Raw genomic sequence first — 13,230 nt, 5'->3', positions numbered from 1 at the left:
CTTTAGGTGTGCAAATAAGAGGAAAGCCTTTATCACTCATTACACCACTAGCTACTAAATCTTGCATGATAGGATAGTCATCATTAAATTTCTTTAATCCAAGAGAGCTAGGTAAGATTACAGATACAGAGGAACAAGGCGTAGGCACACCTGCTATATTATTAGCACAACCTATGATAGAGCTATGTAATAAATCAGATTCTAATACTAAGGGTATGCCTTTAGAAGTAAAGGGCTTACCCTTATTACTCTTTAGCTTTACTACTCCATTATGAGGACATTTTATTTCATCATCTTCTAGTATTGGGTGAAGCATTGCAGTGGGTTGAGGATTGTCATTCTGAGCCATAGGCGAAGAATCTTTTTGCTTTTGTGCTTTTTCTCTCTCTTGTATTTCTTTAGATTCTGTGCTTTTACACTCTAGCTTGATATTAAGGCTTGAAACTAAAAGAGAGTAGTTTAATATTGTAAGGATGCTGTTATTTAGGAAGATATTGAGAGTGCTGTTAGCGTTATGGGAATATGTGGTGTTAGTGCTGCTAATATTATTTGTGCTGTATGTATTGTGTGAGTTTGTAGATTCTGTTGAGTTAGAAACTATTTCACCGATTAAGTGATAGATAGGCTTAGATTCTATAAACTCACCCTCTTTGTCTAACTCACCAAAGAATAGAGGATTGTTAGGAGTTTCTTTAGAGCCTGCAAGAGTGCAACCATCAAAAGTTATAAAGACATTGTATTCTTGAATGCTCTGTTTATCTTGTTTGGTGTGGGAATTAAGGATTGGGAGAAGTTCTTGTATATCAAGGATAAAATTATCTTTTTCTATGCTAAGGATTATGTCATTGTCATTCTCAAAGATTCTAAACCTCTGTGTTTTAAATTGATTTCTCATTATGCCATTCCTTGTGTTGCTCTAGGGTATAATGCTAGAGTTTCATTTTTATAGCATTTTATTAATAACTCATCGGCTTTGCGGTTTGGATTACAAAAGATTTGTGTCCTAGCCGTGATATATCCGATTAATGAAGTGGCAGTGTGGCTATCTTGTATCAGTGGATTAAGCTCTTTATCCACACTCACAAAAAATGAACTCTCTTGGATAGCAAAAAGATAGGCTAAAAGAGATTCTGCTTCTAAGCCTTTAATTACATATTCTTTTAAGATTTGGATATACACTCCCTTTTCTTGTAAATACAATATTGCTTCAATGATGTTGCTTGTATCTTTTTCTAAGAGAAATTTTGCTTCCTTTGTTTTTATCTGGGCTTCAAAGACTCTTTGCTCTATGATAGCATAGAGCCAATTTGGTGGGCTTTTTACTTCATAATAACCATTTTCTCGTGCTTCTTTTAGAGCTTTTTCTACTTCTCGTTTATAGAGAATCTTATGCACCGCTAAAGCAATGGTATTGCAATATTCCAAAGCCTTTTTGCATTCTCTATATTCTTTTGTATCTATTTCGTTATGTTCTTTTAAAAACTCATCTTTGTGTAGCTCGTATTCTGTTTTTACCTCTTTGCTTGTTGTGTCAATGAGGCTTTCATTTACCTCATACAGATAAGCATAAAAGTATAAAATCTTTGCCATAGAAGTGATTCTATGTGAATCTAATCCCCCAAAGTTGAGATTTAAAAGAAAGTAATTTCCCTCTATGTCTTTGCCTAAATGCTGTGTGGCATTTTCTTTGATAGATTCATTAGCGTGGTGCTTTTCATCAGTTTTATTTTGGGATTCTATATGGAAGATTCTATCGCTTACGCTTAGTTTATAGCTCTCTTTATTTCTATTGTTGTAGTTATGGGTTAGAGTTTGGTAAGCGTTTGATAACTCATAATGGATTGCCTCATAAGTGATATTGGCATATTCTAGTCCTACGCTAGGATTACCGCTTCTACTAGATAGAGAGATTCCAAAATGAGTGTTAGCATTGTTTGTATTATAGATAATCTCTTTTAAAGTGAGATTGATTTGAGTATCTAGGTCGTGTGTATTTATTTTTAATTCTTGTGCTTTGTCTTTTAGTTTTTTAGTATAAGTAGCTAAGAGATAATTTTGTATAGATTCATTGATAGTATTAGGAATAGAGAGGATTATATCATAGAGTTTTAGATTTTTTACTCCTGGGGCATTAAAGGTATAGACTTCTTTAATAATGGAATCTTGATGAGATTCAGCAGCAAAAGATAAAGCAAAGGGTTGAGCTAGACAGCCACCTAGAGAATGTCCTACGACATTTAAGCTTTTGGGTTTTGTAATCTCTGGATATTTCTTAGCACAGGATTCATAAAAAAGTATCATTTTTTCAAAATAATTTTTAGAGATACTAGATTTTACAAGCAGATTCCAAAAGTCAGCCCCCACATAATCTTTAATATCAAAGCTACCCCTAATAGCTAAAGTATATTCTTTAGATTCTCTATCTTTAAACAAACAAGCGTGGAAGCCTTTGGAATTGTCTTTAGGATAATAGTCTAGCAAATAGTATCTTTTAAGGAATTCTTTGGTTTGAATATCGCCAAATTCACCACCAAGTTTATCACTATTAAAACTGTCCTTGGCTCTATTTCTCACTTTCGTAAAAATATCATTGCTTTGCTCTAAATTCACTAATACTTCTTGGTTGTAATATTTTTTGTTTATGATATGCTCCAAATTAATTGGTGTTTCCCTGTATTCTCTAGGATAGTTTTTATCTTTTATTTTTTGTCCTTGCTCATCTAGTTGATAAATCTTTCTAGGAATATTACTAGAATCTTTTAGTAAATAAAAATAAAATAGGAAGCCCAAGCTAGTTCCGCATTATCCCTAAGTTTTTTAATTATTTCTCTATTTGTCATCTATTTTTCCAAAGCTCAAAAAAATTTGAGATAATATATAAGCGTAAAAAATAACATTAAAACTAAATTTATCAATTTCCATACCCTAAAGCTTTTTATTATTTCTATAATTAAAGATATGGTAACATATGGCATTAATAACCAAATCATATAAAGACAAAAATGCACAATAGCTTTAGGCATATCTGACCCAGTTCCATTGAGCCCATAACCGAGTATTGCAAAAAATCCAGCCACAATTATACATACTATAAAATATAGTAATGCTATTTTATTAGAAGTTCTCATATAACCCCTTATCATTATAATTCTGTGCCTCTAAAGGCTAGGATATAGTTTGTATAACCATAGTCATTAGTGTATTGTATTGCTTTAGATTCTGTATTCCTTTGTTTCCTTTTTTTTTCCAAATAAAGTAGCTGAAAAGCCACTTTCAGTATTAGCTTGATGGATGAGTAAATCATAGCAAGAAAAGAATCTTTGTGTTTGATTGGGAGTCATGTCGCCATCTAGTTCCTCTGGATTACCAAGCTTATGGTTTGGGGTTTTGTAGCCTTTGTAGGTAGAATCTAGAATGTCGTGGAGGGTGATAGGTTTGTCAGCTTTATCATCGGGATATTGTTCATCATCTTTAAATTTCTTACCTACCAAATGAAAATAACCATAAGCGGCTTGAGCTAATTCTGCATTATCTTTTAGTTTATTAATGAGTATTTTATTTTTCATTATTTGCTCCTTTTGGATCGTAATTTTTCTTCGCTACATCAACACAAGCCAATGTTTCCTCACTCCAATAAATTCCTGTCCCTTCGTTACCACTTAAATAGTAGCGTCTGGTACGCCAAGTAGCACCTATTGACATTTGATTGACATTATAACGATTTATTTCCGCCTCATTACTTAAAAAACGTGCTACCATTCTTAAACGAGAATTTAATTGTTTCTTTTCAGTTAAAGTTGCATATTCATAGATTCCTTGTCTGTAATACCCGTGCTCTTTGGTAACTTTCCACTTCCTTTTTCGTTATTATGATTCAACTCCTCCCAATCTAATGTATCCAAACTCGTATCAAAGTAACTTAGAATCTTATTATATTTCTCTTCATTATTTGGTAATTCATTAACCTTACACATTCTCCTAAACTGCCAGAAACTAGGCTCTAAATAAAATGAATAAGGCGTATAATAAAATATAATTAAAATAATACTTCCAAGAAAAACTAAAAACTTAGAGATTTTCTTTTGAGATTTAAAAATGATTCTATAAATAAACTTTAATATGAGATAAGAAAGAATAGTAGAAATTGACATTAAAAGAAAGATATAAATCATTGGGCTACCTTTTTAGATTCTGTGCTTATTATAGCTAGAATGTAGTTTATATAGCCATTTTATTTGTATATTTTATTTCTTTAGATTCTGTATCCTTTTGTTTTCTTTTTCACTAAATAAAGTAGCAGAGAATCCAGATTCTGTATTAGGCTGATGGATAAGTAAATCATATCGTTCAAAGAATCTTTGTGTTTGAATCTCCCCAAACTCTCCATTGAGCTTATCAAAGTTAAAAACTTCCTTAGCACTATTTTTCATCTCTGTAAAAATATCATCGCCTTTTTCAAGACTTGCCAATACTTCGTGGTTGTAATATTTTTGATTCACTATATGTTCTAAAGTAATTTCTATTTCTTTATATCCTCTAGGAGAATTTTCATCTTTTATTTTTTGTCCTTGCTTATTTAATTCATAAATTTTTCTAGGGATATTATTAGAATCTTTGAGTAAGTCAAAATAAAAGTAGGAGACTTGAGCTAGTTCAGCATGGTCTCTTATTTTTTTAACCCGTTGTTTATTGTTCATTTTCTAAATCCTTGCTATTTCGTTTCCTTAAAGTATATTCGCATACCGCTTCCTTCATTGCCCTCAACAAATATTCCATAATTTGTGTATTCGCAGTAATGGTTATTATTTAATATTCGTTCAACAATACAATAATGAAATTTTGGGTTAGCAAAAGCAGTCCTGCAACCACCAACAAAAAATAAAACCAAAAAGAAAGGAATAATGGATTTTAAAAGAAAAGTAAAGATTTTTTGGAATCTTAGAGATTCTGTTTTGTGTCTGATTCTATTAACAATTTTAATGATTAGCAATATTGTAAGAATGCAAAGAAATATTAACCAAATAATACCTAGAATAAAGCCTAAAATAAAAAGCATTGTAAGCATTGTAAAGCCTTGACTAAAAAAAGATAATAGATAATGCTTTAGATTCTTTATTGTAAAAAAATGTAGCACTAAAGCCACTTGATTCTGTATTGGGGCAGTGTTTTAGCATATCATACTTTTCAAAAAATCTTTTAGCTTGGAGTGGGAGAGAAGTCGCCTTTGAGTGTGCCTACTGTTTCAAAATCTTTACCCCATTTATCCTTTCCCACAACATTGTGTTCCACATAATTACTATCCATAATATCAGTAAGAGTAATTTCTTGTGTAACAGGATTCCCACTAGAATCTGTCTTATCTTCGCCTTTTTCATCTTTTAACACAACCAATAGTTGATTGGTATCGCTTGTCATTAAATCATAATATCCATAGGCTGCCCAAGCAAGTTCAGCAGCATTTTTCATTTTATTTATTAATAGTTTATTTTCCATAAATTTCTCCTTTTTGCATCTTATCATACCAATCCTTGTCCCATTTGTTGTAAAAATCAGTGCAATTTATATAAAATTCATTCCATTTAAGTCCATACAAAAGAGCGTGAACAGTGGGATAATACTACCAGAATGCCAAGTGGCAATATTATTATAACCATTTTGCTTTTTGTAGTTGTCTATATTATTCTCATTGCCTATGCCTTTCTCATAAAATTCATATTTCATTTTACACATTTTCCTAAATTTCCAATAACTCGGTTCTAAATAAAAAGAGAGTGGCGTGTAATAAAATATCCCTAAACCCATAAGAATCAAGAATCCATAAAATATTTTTTTCATTCTACCTTCCCAATTAACTTTATTATATCTTGAAAGAGACAAGCATGGAAACCTTCTTGCTGCTTATTATTCTTTTGTAGATGAGAACCATCATAATATGGTGTAACATCAGTATTAAAAGTTTCGTTATAAATCTTTTCTATTGCATTTTTGCGTTCATAATCTTTGTATATCCATTCTTTAAAATTAAACTTTAATTGTTCAACTTTTGTGTTTGCAAGAGTGCCTTCTTTTGCATTAATTCTCTTACCTCTTTATCATCTTTCATGTATGTATTATAGATTTTAATAGGCTTTCGCTGCAAAGCATGTTCTATAAGCTTTGCAACACTTATACGATTAGTTGCATAATTTGTTCGTGCTTTATTGGAAATTACATCATTAATTTTAAAAGTCCATTCACCTGTTTTGTCATTATGATGTAACACATAGGACATAGGAATCCACGCTGCACCAAATTCAGCGTTAATCTGTGTTGCTTTTAAGTCCTTAGGCAATATTTGTTCTAAACTTTCTAAATTAGATTCCAAGTGCATTCTTAAATCATTTGACATGGAACTTTGCATATCCTCTAAAATTGCCTTTACTTCTTTATATTTTTTCTTAACATTACCTGACAAATAATGATTGGCAAGTATATATTCAGATGGATTATTATGATTAATAAAAATAAGTTTCTCATGGAGTAATGAATTTTTTATAGAATCTTTTGAGTATTGGGTAACTTTATTTGAAGAATTATTTATATCATTTACACTCTTTTGCAAAAGCTCTTGCATATAGTCCAAATCTATACTACCAAATTCATTTAAACTTGCAATTAATGCTTCCTTAGGAGTATGAGCAATAACCTTTGTGTATGGGGCTATTGTTCTTTTATAAAAAAATATCAGATTTTTCTGCACTAGGATTCATAGGTGCTACACCATGTTTTATAGCCACACTTTTTGAAATGCCCTTATTATAATTCTTTTCCAAAGCTAAAATCTTATTGCTATGCCTATCATACCTAAAGGCTTTCTTATTCACATCTCTATTAAGATAGCCTTCTGTTTTTACAAAATCATCATAAAGTCTATTTAGTTTTTGTCTTAACGGATCTAAAACTTGATCCTCTTGGCTATTCTTTTCTAAAGTTATTAAAGAATTTAAAGTATCTCTGATGGCAATCATCTTTACAATGCGTGTTTTATCTTTTTGATTAGGAATAAGCGGAATAACTACTTGAATATTATCTTGTGTTTCTAATTTGGTTTTTTGATAAATTTCATCCTCCAAAACAAAATAATTACCACTTTCTATAGTTGCCAAATAATCTTTTATGTGTTGGTATTGTAAAGAATCTTTTGGGATTAATTTCATGTCTTGCTTATAAGTAGTTTCTCTATATCGATAGACATCTTTAGGCAAAGATTTTATGAAAGCATCAAGTTGTAATGTTAGGACTTTATCTTTATTTGGAGTACATATAATCTTGTAATCCTTATATTCAGTTGCAACAAGTTCTAAATCTCCTGCAATATGTTGTGGGTTTAAAAAATATTCCTTAATGTTATACGCTTTACCTTCTCTTTGAATATAGCTTTTACTCTCAATCCAATCTTTGTTAATTGTCGCATTAAAACCTTTTTTAAAGAACACTATATCAGTTGTTACACCTGTATTTGCTCTACCCTTAAAAGTATTGTTTGGCAATCTTATTGCACCCAAAAAAACTTGCTTCCTTTGCGATTAATTCTCTTACATGGTTTTGCGTTTTATCTAGGAATCTATCAGAAACTACAGATGCAATAATTCCATCTTGCTTTGTAATTTGGATAGACTTAGCAACAAAATAATCACAAACTAATAATCCATTTAAATTAACATTCAATTCATCTGCGATCTTCTTTTCACCATAAGGTGGATTACCAATAAAAGCATCATAATCTCTATTAAATCCATGATTCTGAAAGCCACCTAAAAATATTTCTTGATTAGGGTAGAGTTTCTTTGCTATTCTGTAAGTAATATCATCTAATTCTATTCCACTAAAGGCATAATTATTACCATATTTATGTGCATGTGATAAAAATGAACCAATTCCAATTGAGAGCCCAAAGATTTCTTTTGTATGTGGAGTATTATTTAATCCTAGTTGTTCTAATCCTTTATAGATTGCACCAATAATGATCTCTGGTGTATAAAACGCATCTTGTGTTGCATTTCTAGCTCTTTCATATTCTTCTTTACTGAGAATTGATTGTAAGAGCTCATATTCTTGCTGCCAATCCTTATTATTTATATCAAATGCCTGTGGAATTCCGCCCCAACTTGAAAAAAGATTGAGTACTTTTTGTTCTTCTAGTGTAGCATATCGTTCTTCTTACTCTAATTGTTTTAACAGAGTAATTGCCTCTATATTCTTATTGAATCTTGATTTTGGAGAACCAATGTGTGGATCTCCATTCGCTCTAAAATCTATTCGTAAGGACTCTTGCTCCACTCTTTTGGATAATTCTTGGCGTATTTCTGTATGATCGGTAGGATAAACTTGTAATAATTCATTTCCTTCATCTGTGCTATATCCAAGTCCAAATAACCCTCTTGCTCCAACTTCTGTGCTTCGTTGCTCTCTAGTATTTCTAGTTCGTAATTCCTTTGTTCGCATAAGGCTTTGCGTATTTCTGGATTGTGAATCCCTAAATCTGCCATCATTCCCCTCAATAATACATCCACCGAATGAGTATCTTCATTCCATAATTGTCGTAGAGATCCGCCCTCCAAGTGTTCTCGCACCTCATTGTGAGTATTGCTATGTAATCTTGTTGTGGCAAAGTCTCTCTAATCTCTCCATGTCCTTGTCGTCTGGATAGGTATAATTCTCTTGTGCTGGTATCGGATAGCCCTCTTCCTTTCTCTTCTCTTCCAGCAATCTCTGTTTCATCATGTTTTCCCTCTCTTCCCATTTCTCCTTGTTCATAAGAGAATAAAGATTGTCCTCCATACGCATCCGTGTGTCTATTTGTTCGAGTGTTTTTAACCCGCATGAGTCCATCATTTCCATCATAAACAACACTTTTTCTTTGTTTGTTTACCACTTTGTCTTTTCCCAATATTCTACTGGAAGTGTGAATATATTCTGCGGTGTTACTTGTTACCTCATTTCCTCGAGTGTTATTTCCTTGTTCATTAACTTCTCCTTGACCTAAAGTTTTAAATTTATGCTTTATGTCTTGCTCGATGAAATCAAATAAACTTCTACCTTGATATAAATCTTTTTTTTTTGGTCTTGCCATCGTCTTTCCTTATGTTTAATGACAAGAATTTAGCTAAAAACTATAAAATAAAAAGGTAAGAATTTTAATATTTGATACAATGCAATACTTAAATTTATTAGGTATTAAAAATTTTAAATCGCATATATTGCGATACATTCATTTTTAACTTTTGTGCTTCAAGGCGTATTTCATTTAATTCATCTTCTGTAAAATTTATTGTAAAGGGTTTGTTCTTTTTTGCCTTTTTTAAAACGATGTTTGTGCTTGTTTCACCACGAGCACTATTAATAAAACTTTCCTCAGTATTGCCTTGTTCGCTTAGTTTTTTAAATCCCATATAATTCTCCTTATTCATAAATGATAAATAATTGCTCTTTGGAGTCATTCTTTATCATTTTATACAACATTATATTATACTATATTAATATAATACATATATTATAAATATAATATAAATATATTAAACATTAAATAACTAAGTAATATTAATGTAATTTACATACATATTACATAAAATGTTTTTTGCGTTTGTAAGTAATTCTTGATAGAATGCCTCAAAATCTATTAAAGCTTTATCAGAATTATCACAATACTCTTTTATGCTCTTGCCCTCAATAACTGCCTTACGATAAGCCTGTCTTTCATAGATAACAGAATCTAAGACTTTTACATCTTCTAAACACATTTCTTGTTTTGTAACATGAATATAATCTTTAAGATTTCTCAGTTCTTTTGTAAGAAATGGATTAGGTGAAACACGATTAACCAAAATAAGCGAGAGTACTTAGGGTTTAAATCCTTTACTTCAGCATAAAGTTCTAACATATGATCTAACACATTGACATCATATTGTGATGGAATTGTGGGGATAATGATAATGTCTGATACCAATATTGCCTTTCTCATCTCCTTAGAATCTCTTCCACCTGTATCCACTATAATGCTATCAAAATGGCTACGCATACGCTTAATCTCATCGCCTAGACTTATACCAGTTTTTGAAACACTAGAAAAAAGTGGCTCTAAGTTAGCTTGACTTCTCATATCTGAAAACACTTCAGTTGATTTTTGTGGATCTGCATCCACTAATAAAACATTATCTCCATCTTCTGCAAGTCGTGCAGCAAGATTAACTGCTAGGGTTGTTTTACCGCTCCCGCCTTTTTCATTTACAATCGAAATCATCATGCACTAATCCTATTTATATTATTTACTTAATATAATAATATTAAATAGTTAATAACAATATATTATACATATAATATATTGTTATTCAGTGAATATCAATATAAAAAATAAATATAACACTATAATACACATATATAATATAGTTATAAATAGTCTATATACAATATTATATATGTATAATAAAAGTATTATACATGTAGTTTTATTTACTAGAAATTAATGCTAAACTCTGTGCTTGGCATTCTTGCAAAAATAGTGTAAAGGCGGTAATATCATTTTGCATTTGACATTGTTCTAAAAGTTCCAAATATGCTTTTCGTTGTTCGTTTATAATAAGCGGAGGAATAAAATCATTTTGAATGGCTTGATATGCCATAATAAGTCTACCTGTTCTCCCATTACCATCAGAGAATGGATGGATTTTTTCAAAACTTATATGAAAATAGGCAATTTGTTCTAAACTTAAAGCATTACTAGGATATAAAAAAGCAAATTCTCTAATTCTTGGTCAATAAGGTGAGGCAGTGTTAATTTTACTTGCGAACCTATAATCTTTGCCCGATTTGTCTTAAATGCACCAATAGGTTTAGCAACTAAATGCGGCATAACCTTAAAAGCATTTTCAAAAATAAGATAATGAATATCCTTAATAAATGAAGATTCTAGAATCCTACTCTTATCACTTGCCTCTCTTATAATTACATCATAAGCATTTGCAAACCCTAAAACAACAAGTTGCTCATCAAGAGGCTTATTATTTGCCGTCTTACCACTTTCAAGTAATGTTTTTGTTTCTCCAAAGCTTAGTGTCAGTCCTTCAATAGCATTACTATGATGAGTAATGTTTATACGCAGTGTTTTAAAAAGCCTCTCTCGCTCTAATACAGATAGTTGACTTAATGCAAACATTTCATTCCTTTATATTTTCGGTATTTATCTCATTAATCTCTATTAATCCCAATATCTGCCCATCGCACATTTGTATTGGGTTTTTCTGATTTTTCTTTGAATATGTTAGGTAATGCATTTTGTTGCAAAAGCATTGCAACTTGTGGTTGGTTATAAACCATAGGGAGCTTGGGCAATACTCGCACAAACTTTCTATTGGTGGTAGCATGGATGTTATATCGTGCTCGTTTTGCTTTTTTCTATTTCTATTAATATTGGACTCCGATAAGATTCTCTGTCTATATCCCTTGTAATAATTTCTCTTGTCATAATTTTGCTCGGTAATTCACTGCAATCTATTTGCCTATTTTCTTCAGTATCTGTTTGATTGTTATTCTTATTTGTGAATGCTTGAATAGGATGATTCACTTTTTCTCGTGTATCTTGAGAGAATTTTAATAAATCAGCACACTCTACAAAACTCATCAAAGATGTTGAAAGCAATGTAAAAAAGCCCATGTTTTATAAATGGCATACCACTCCTTTTTTGTATATTAATTTACATACACAAATATTATACACAATATCAAAAAAAATACTTTTGAAATATTTTTTAATTAAATTCTTTGAAATAGTTGTGTTTTTCCACCCAATAAATTTTGTAAAAATTCTTTACTTTGTTGTATTTCTTTGGCTTGGCATTTGATAACCTTTATCTTCTTTCATTTTTGTTCCTAATCTTTTTTACTTTTATTTCAAGTTTTGGTAGAATTTCGCTAAAATGTTTCATAGCAGTTTGTGCCACCTTTTCTCTTTACTATTTGTGTCGATATTTTTCATTATCACCTCTCTTCCCTATTTGCATTCTAAGCTCTGCTGATAAAATATCTTGGATTTTCATTAAATCACTTTTTGATAATTCTCTAAAAATAGTTTTGTTAGTTTCTTGATTTAGATTATTAAAAGTAGTATGAGCGTGATAATTTTTAATTACTTTACCATTAAATTTACTCACATGTTATTCATCTCTATGAATGGAGATATATAATATATTTGCTTTTTTAGTTTGGGCATTTTTATTTAAGATTCTCAATAGCCTTTTTGAGATCTTGCATTGTATGACCTTTTTATGTCCATTATAACTTCTTTTACTAAACCTACATTTGACCTTGCTTTATTCTGTGGGCTTGTAATTTTATATCAATTATTGCTTTTTCTCTAAGAGCTCTTTTTGTTTTCTGTCTTCTCTTTTTTTGACTTAATCTTTCAATTAATTTTATGATGTTTTATCGTTATAATTATCAGGGATAGGTAAAAGTTTAACAAAAATAGTAAATGCGTAGTAGGTGATGTCTTGGAGATAAATACTTGGAATAGAATAACTATGGAAAATTAAGATTCAATTTAAGTATTATAATTTTATGGTATTTTTCTGCATATTGACCAAACCCTATTATAATATCAAGAATTATAAAACTTTAACAAAGGATGCATATGGCACAACCAGCTTATATTAGGATAGAAGGTGTTACTCAAGGTCTCATTTCCAGTGGAGCTTCTACTGAAGCAAGTATTGGTAATAGATATCAATCAGGACATGAAGATGAGATAATGGCTCAAGAAATATCTCATATTGTAACAGTTCCAACAGATACTCAAAGCGGACAACCAAGTGGTCAAAGAGTGCATAAACCTTTTGTTTTCACTTGCTCTTTAAATAAAGCGGTACCGCTTTTATACAATGCTTTAACAAAAGGCGAAAGATTAAACAATGTAGAGGTGCATTGGTTTAGAACATCAATGAGTGGTGGAGCCGAACATTATTTTACAACAAAGCTTGAAGATGCTATTATTACTGATATTAATCTTGTTATGCCTAATGCCCAAGATAAAAACAATAATGATAAGACAGAGCTATTTCGAGTTTCTTTAAATTACAGAAAAATCATTTGGGAGCATGTTGTTGCTGGAACGAGTGGAAGCGATGATTGGAGAAATGCTTAGAAGTAAGTGACACAAGCCAATATTTCTCTATCAAACCTCTAGGATTAGATGGGATT

The 13,230-nt window shown here is 30.9% G+C and carries 15 protein-coding genes and 3 pseudogenes; 1 reads left to right on the top strand and 17 read right to left on the bottom strand.

Annotated features, from left to right (window positions below; genetic code table 11):
• From C6H08_RS10255 to C6H08_RS12110, 17 genes and pseudogenes are all read right to left on the bottom strand, one after another.
• Positions 1-895, bottom strand: a pseudogene (locus C6H08_RS10255) (hypothetical protein); the annotation flags it as partial.
• Complete coding sequence (locus tag C6H08_RS10250) at positions 895-2,790, bottom strand: lipase family protein (RefSeq protein WP_233708571.1); 1,896 nt, start codon at positions 2,788-2,790, stop codon at positions 895-897. The pseudogene C6H08_RS10255 and the gene C6H08_RS10250, both read right to left, overlap by 1 nt.
• Positions 2,791-3,212: 422 nt before the next feature.
• Positions 3,213-3,566: a hypothetical protein gene (locus C6H08_RS10240; RefSeq protein WP_034580370.1), complete on the bottom strand. Its 354-nt coding sequence runs from the start codon at positions 3,564-3,566 to the stop codon at positions 3,213-3,215.
• A pseudogene (locus C6H08_RS12615) lies at positions 3,556-4,172 on the bottom strand (hypothetical protein). Before C6H08_RS12615 ends, C6H08_RS10240 begins: the two are co-directional and overlap by 11 nt.
• A gap of 72 nt (positions 4,173-4,244) precedes the next feature.
• The gene (locus tag C6H08_RS10230) at positions 4,245-4,697 is read right to left on the bottom strand and encodes a hypothetical protein (protein WP_034580374.1); all 453 of its coding nucleotides are present in this window, start codon (positions 4,695-4,697) and stop codon (positions 4,245-4,247) included.
• Between the two features lie 499 nt (positions 4,698-5,196).
• Entirely contained in the window at positions 5,197-5,493 is a 297-nt protein-coding gene (locus C6H08_RS10220) for a hypothetical protein (protein WP_052092768.1), read from the bottom strand.
• A gap of 66 nt (positions 5,494-5,559) precedes the next feature.
• On the bottom strand, positions 5,560-5,835 hold the full coding sequence (locus C6H08_RS10215) for a hypothetical protein (protein ID WP_194145928.1): 276 nt from the start codon (positions 5,833-5,835) through the stop codon (positions 5,560-5,562).
• Positions 5,836-6,028: 193 nt separating this feature from the next.
• Positions 6,029-6,739, bottom strand: a complete 711-nt coding sequence (locus C6H08_RS10210) for a hypothetical protein (RefSeq protein ID WP_052100050.1) — start codon at positions 6,737-6,739, stop codon at positions 6,029-6,031.
• Positions 6,711-7,544 (bottom strand): hypothetical protein, encoded by an 834-nt coding sequence (locus C6H08_RS10205; protein WP_138196282.1) that lies wholly within the window; start codon positions 7,542-7,544, stop codon positions 6,711-6,713. The genes C6H08_RS10210 and C6H08_RS10205 overlap by 29 nt, the downstream gene beginning before the upstream one ends.
• Positions 7,510-7,833, bottom strand: a complete 324-nt coding sequence (locus C6H08_RS12610; RefSeq protein ID WP_411698106.1) for an Eco57I restriction-modification methylase domain-containing protein — start codon at positions 7,831-7,833, stop codon at positions 7,510-7,512. The genes C6H08_RS10205 and C6H08_RS12610 overlap by 35 nt, the downstream gene beginning before the upstream one ends.
• 366 nt (positions 7,834-8,199) lie before the next feature.
• A complete protein-coding gene (locus tag C6H08_RS10195) occupies positions 8,200-8,484 on the bottom strand; it encodes a hypothetical protein (protein WP_138154705.1) in 285 nt (94 codons plus the stop codon).
• A 52-nt stretch (positions 8,485-8,536) separates the two neighbouring features.
• A complete protein-coding gene (locus C6H08_RS10190; RefSeq protein ID WP_034580378.1) occupies positions 8,537-9,112 on the bottom strand; it encodes a hypothetical protein in 576 nt (191 codons plus the stop codon).
• A gap of 97 nt (positions 9,113-9,209) precedes the next feature.
• Positions 9,210-9,431, bottom strand: coding sequence for a hypothetical protein (locus C6H08_RS10185; RefSeq protein WP_004084737.1), 222 nt, complete (start codon positions 9,429-9,431; stop codon positions 9,210-9,212).
• Positions 9,432-9,569: 138 nt separating this feature from the next.
• Positions 9,570-10,282, bottom strand: a pseudogene (locus C6H08_RS10180) (AAA family ATPase).
• Positions 10,283-10,484: 202 nt separating this feature from the next.
• Positions 10,485-10,658, bottom strand: a complete 174-nt coding sequence (locus tag C6H08_RS12125) for a hypothetical protein (RefSeq protein ID WP_233708567.1) — start codon at positions 10,656-10,658, stop codon at positions 10,485-10,487.
• Between the two features lie 86 nt (positions 10,659-10,744).
• Complete coding sequence (locus tag C6H08_RS12115) at positions 10,745-11,191, bottom strand: Fic family protein (RefSeq protein ID WP_233708566.1); 447 nt, start codon at positions 11,189-11,191, stop codon at positions 10,745-10,747.
• A gap of 213 nt (positions 11,192-11,404) precedes the next feature.
• Positions 11,405-11,689 carry a hypothetical protein gene (locus tag C6H08_RS12110; RefSeq protein ID WP_034563397.1) on the bottom strand — a complete coding sequence of 95 codons (285 nt, stop codon included), beginning with the start codon at positions 11,687-11,689 and terminating at the stop codon, positions 11,405-11,407.
• Positions 11,690-12,664: 975 nt separating this feature from the next.
• Here C6H08_RS12110 and C6H08_RS10160 point away from each other — a divergent pair.
• Positions 12,665-13,174 (top strand): Hcp family type VI secretion system effector, encoded by a 510-nt coding sequence (locus C6H08_RS10160; RefSeq protein ID WP_034563404.1) that lies wholly within the window; start codon positions 12,665-12,667, stop codon positions 13,172-13,174.
• The last annotated feature ends 56 nt before the right edge of the window (positions 13,175-13,230 follow it).

Source organism: Helicobacter bilis (genome assembly GCF_900198365.1).
Taxonomy (GTDB): Bacteria; Campylobacterota; Campylobacteria; order Campylobacterales; family Helicobacteraceae; genus Helicobacter_A; species Helicobacter_A bilis_B.
Note: the sequence above shows the minus strand (reverse complement) of the source record. Positions and strands in the feature narration are given on the sequence as shown.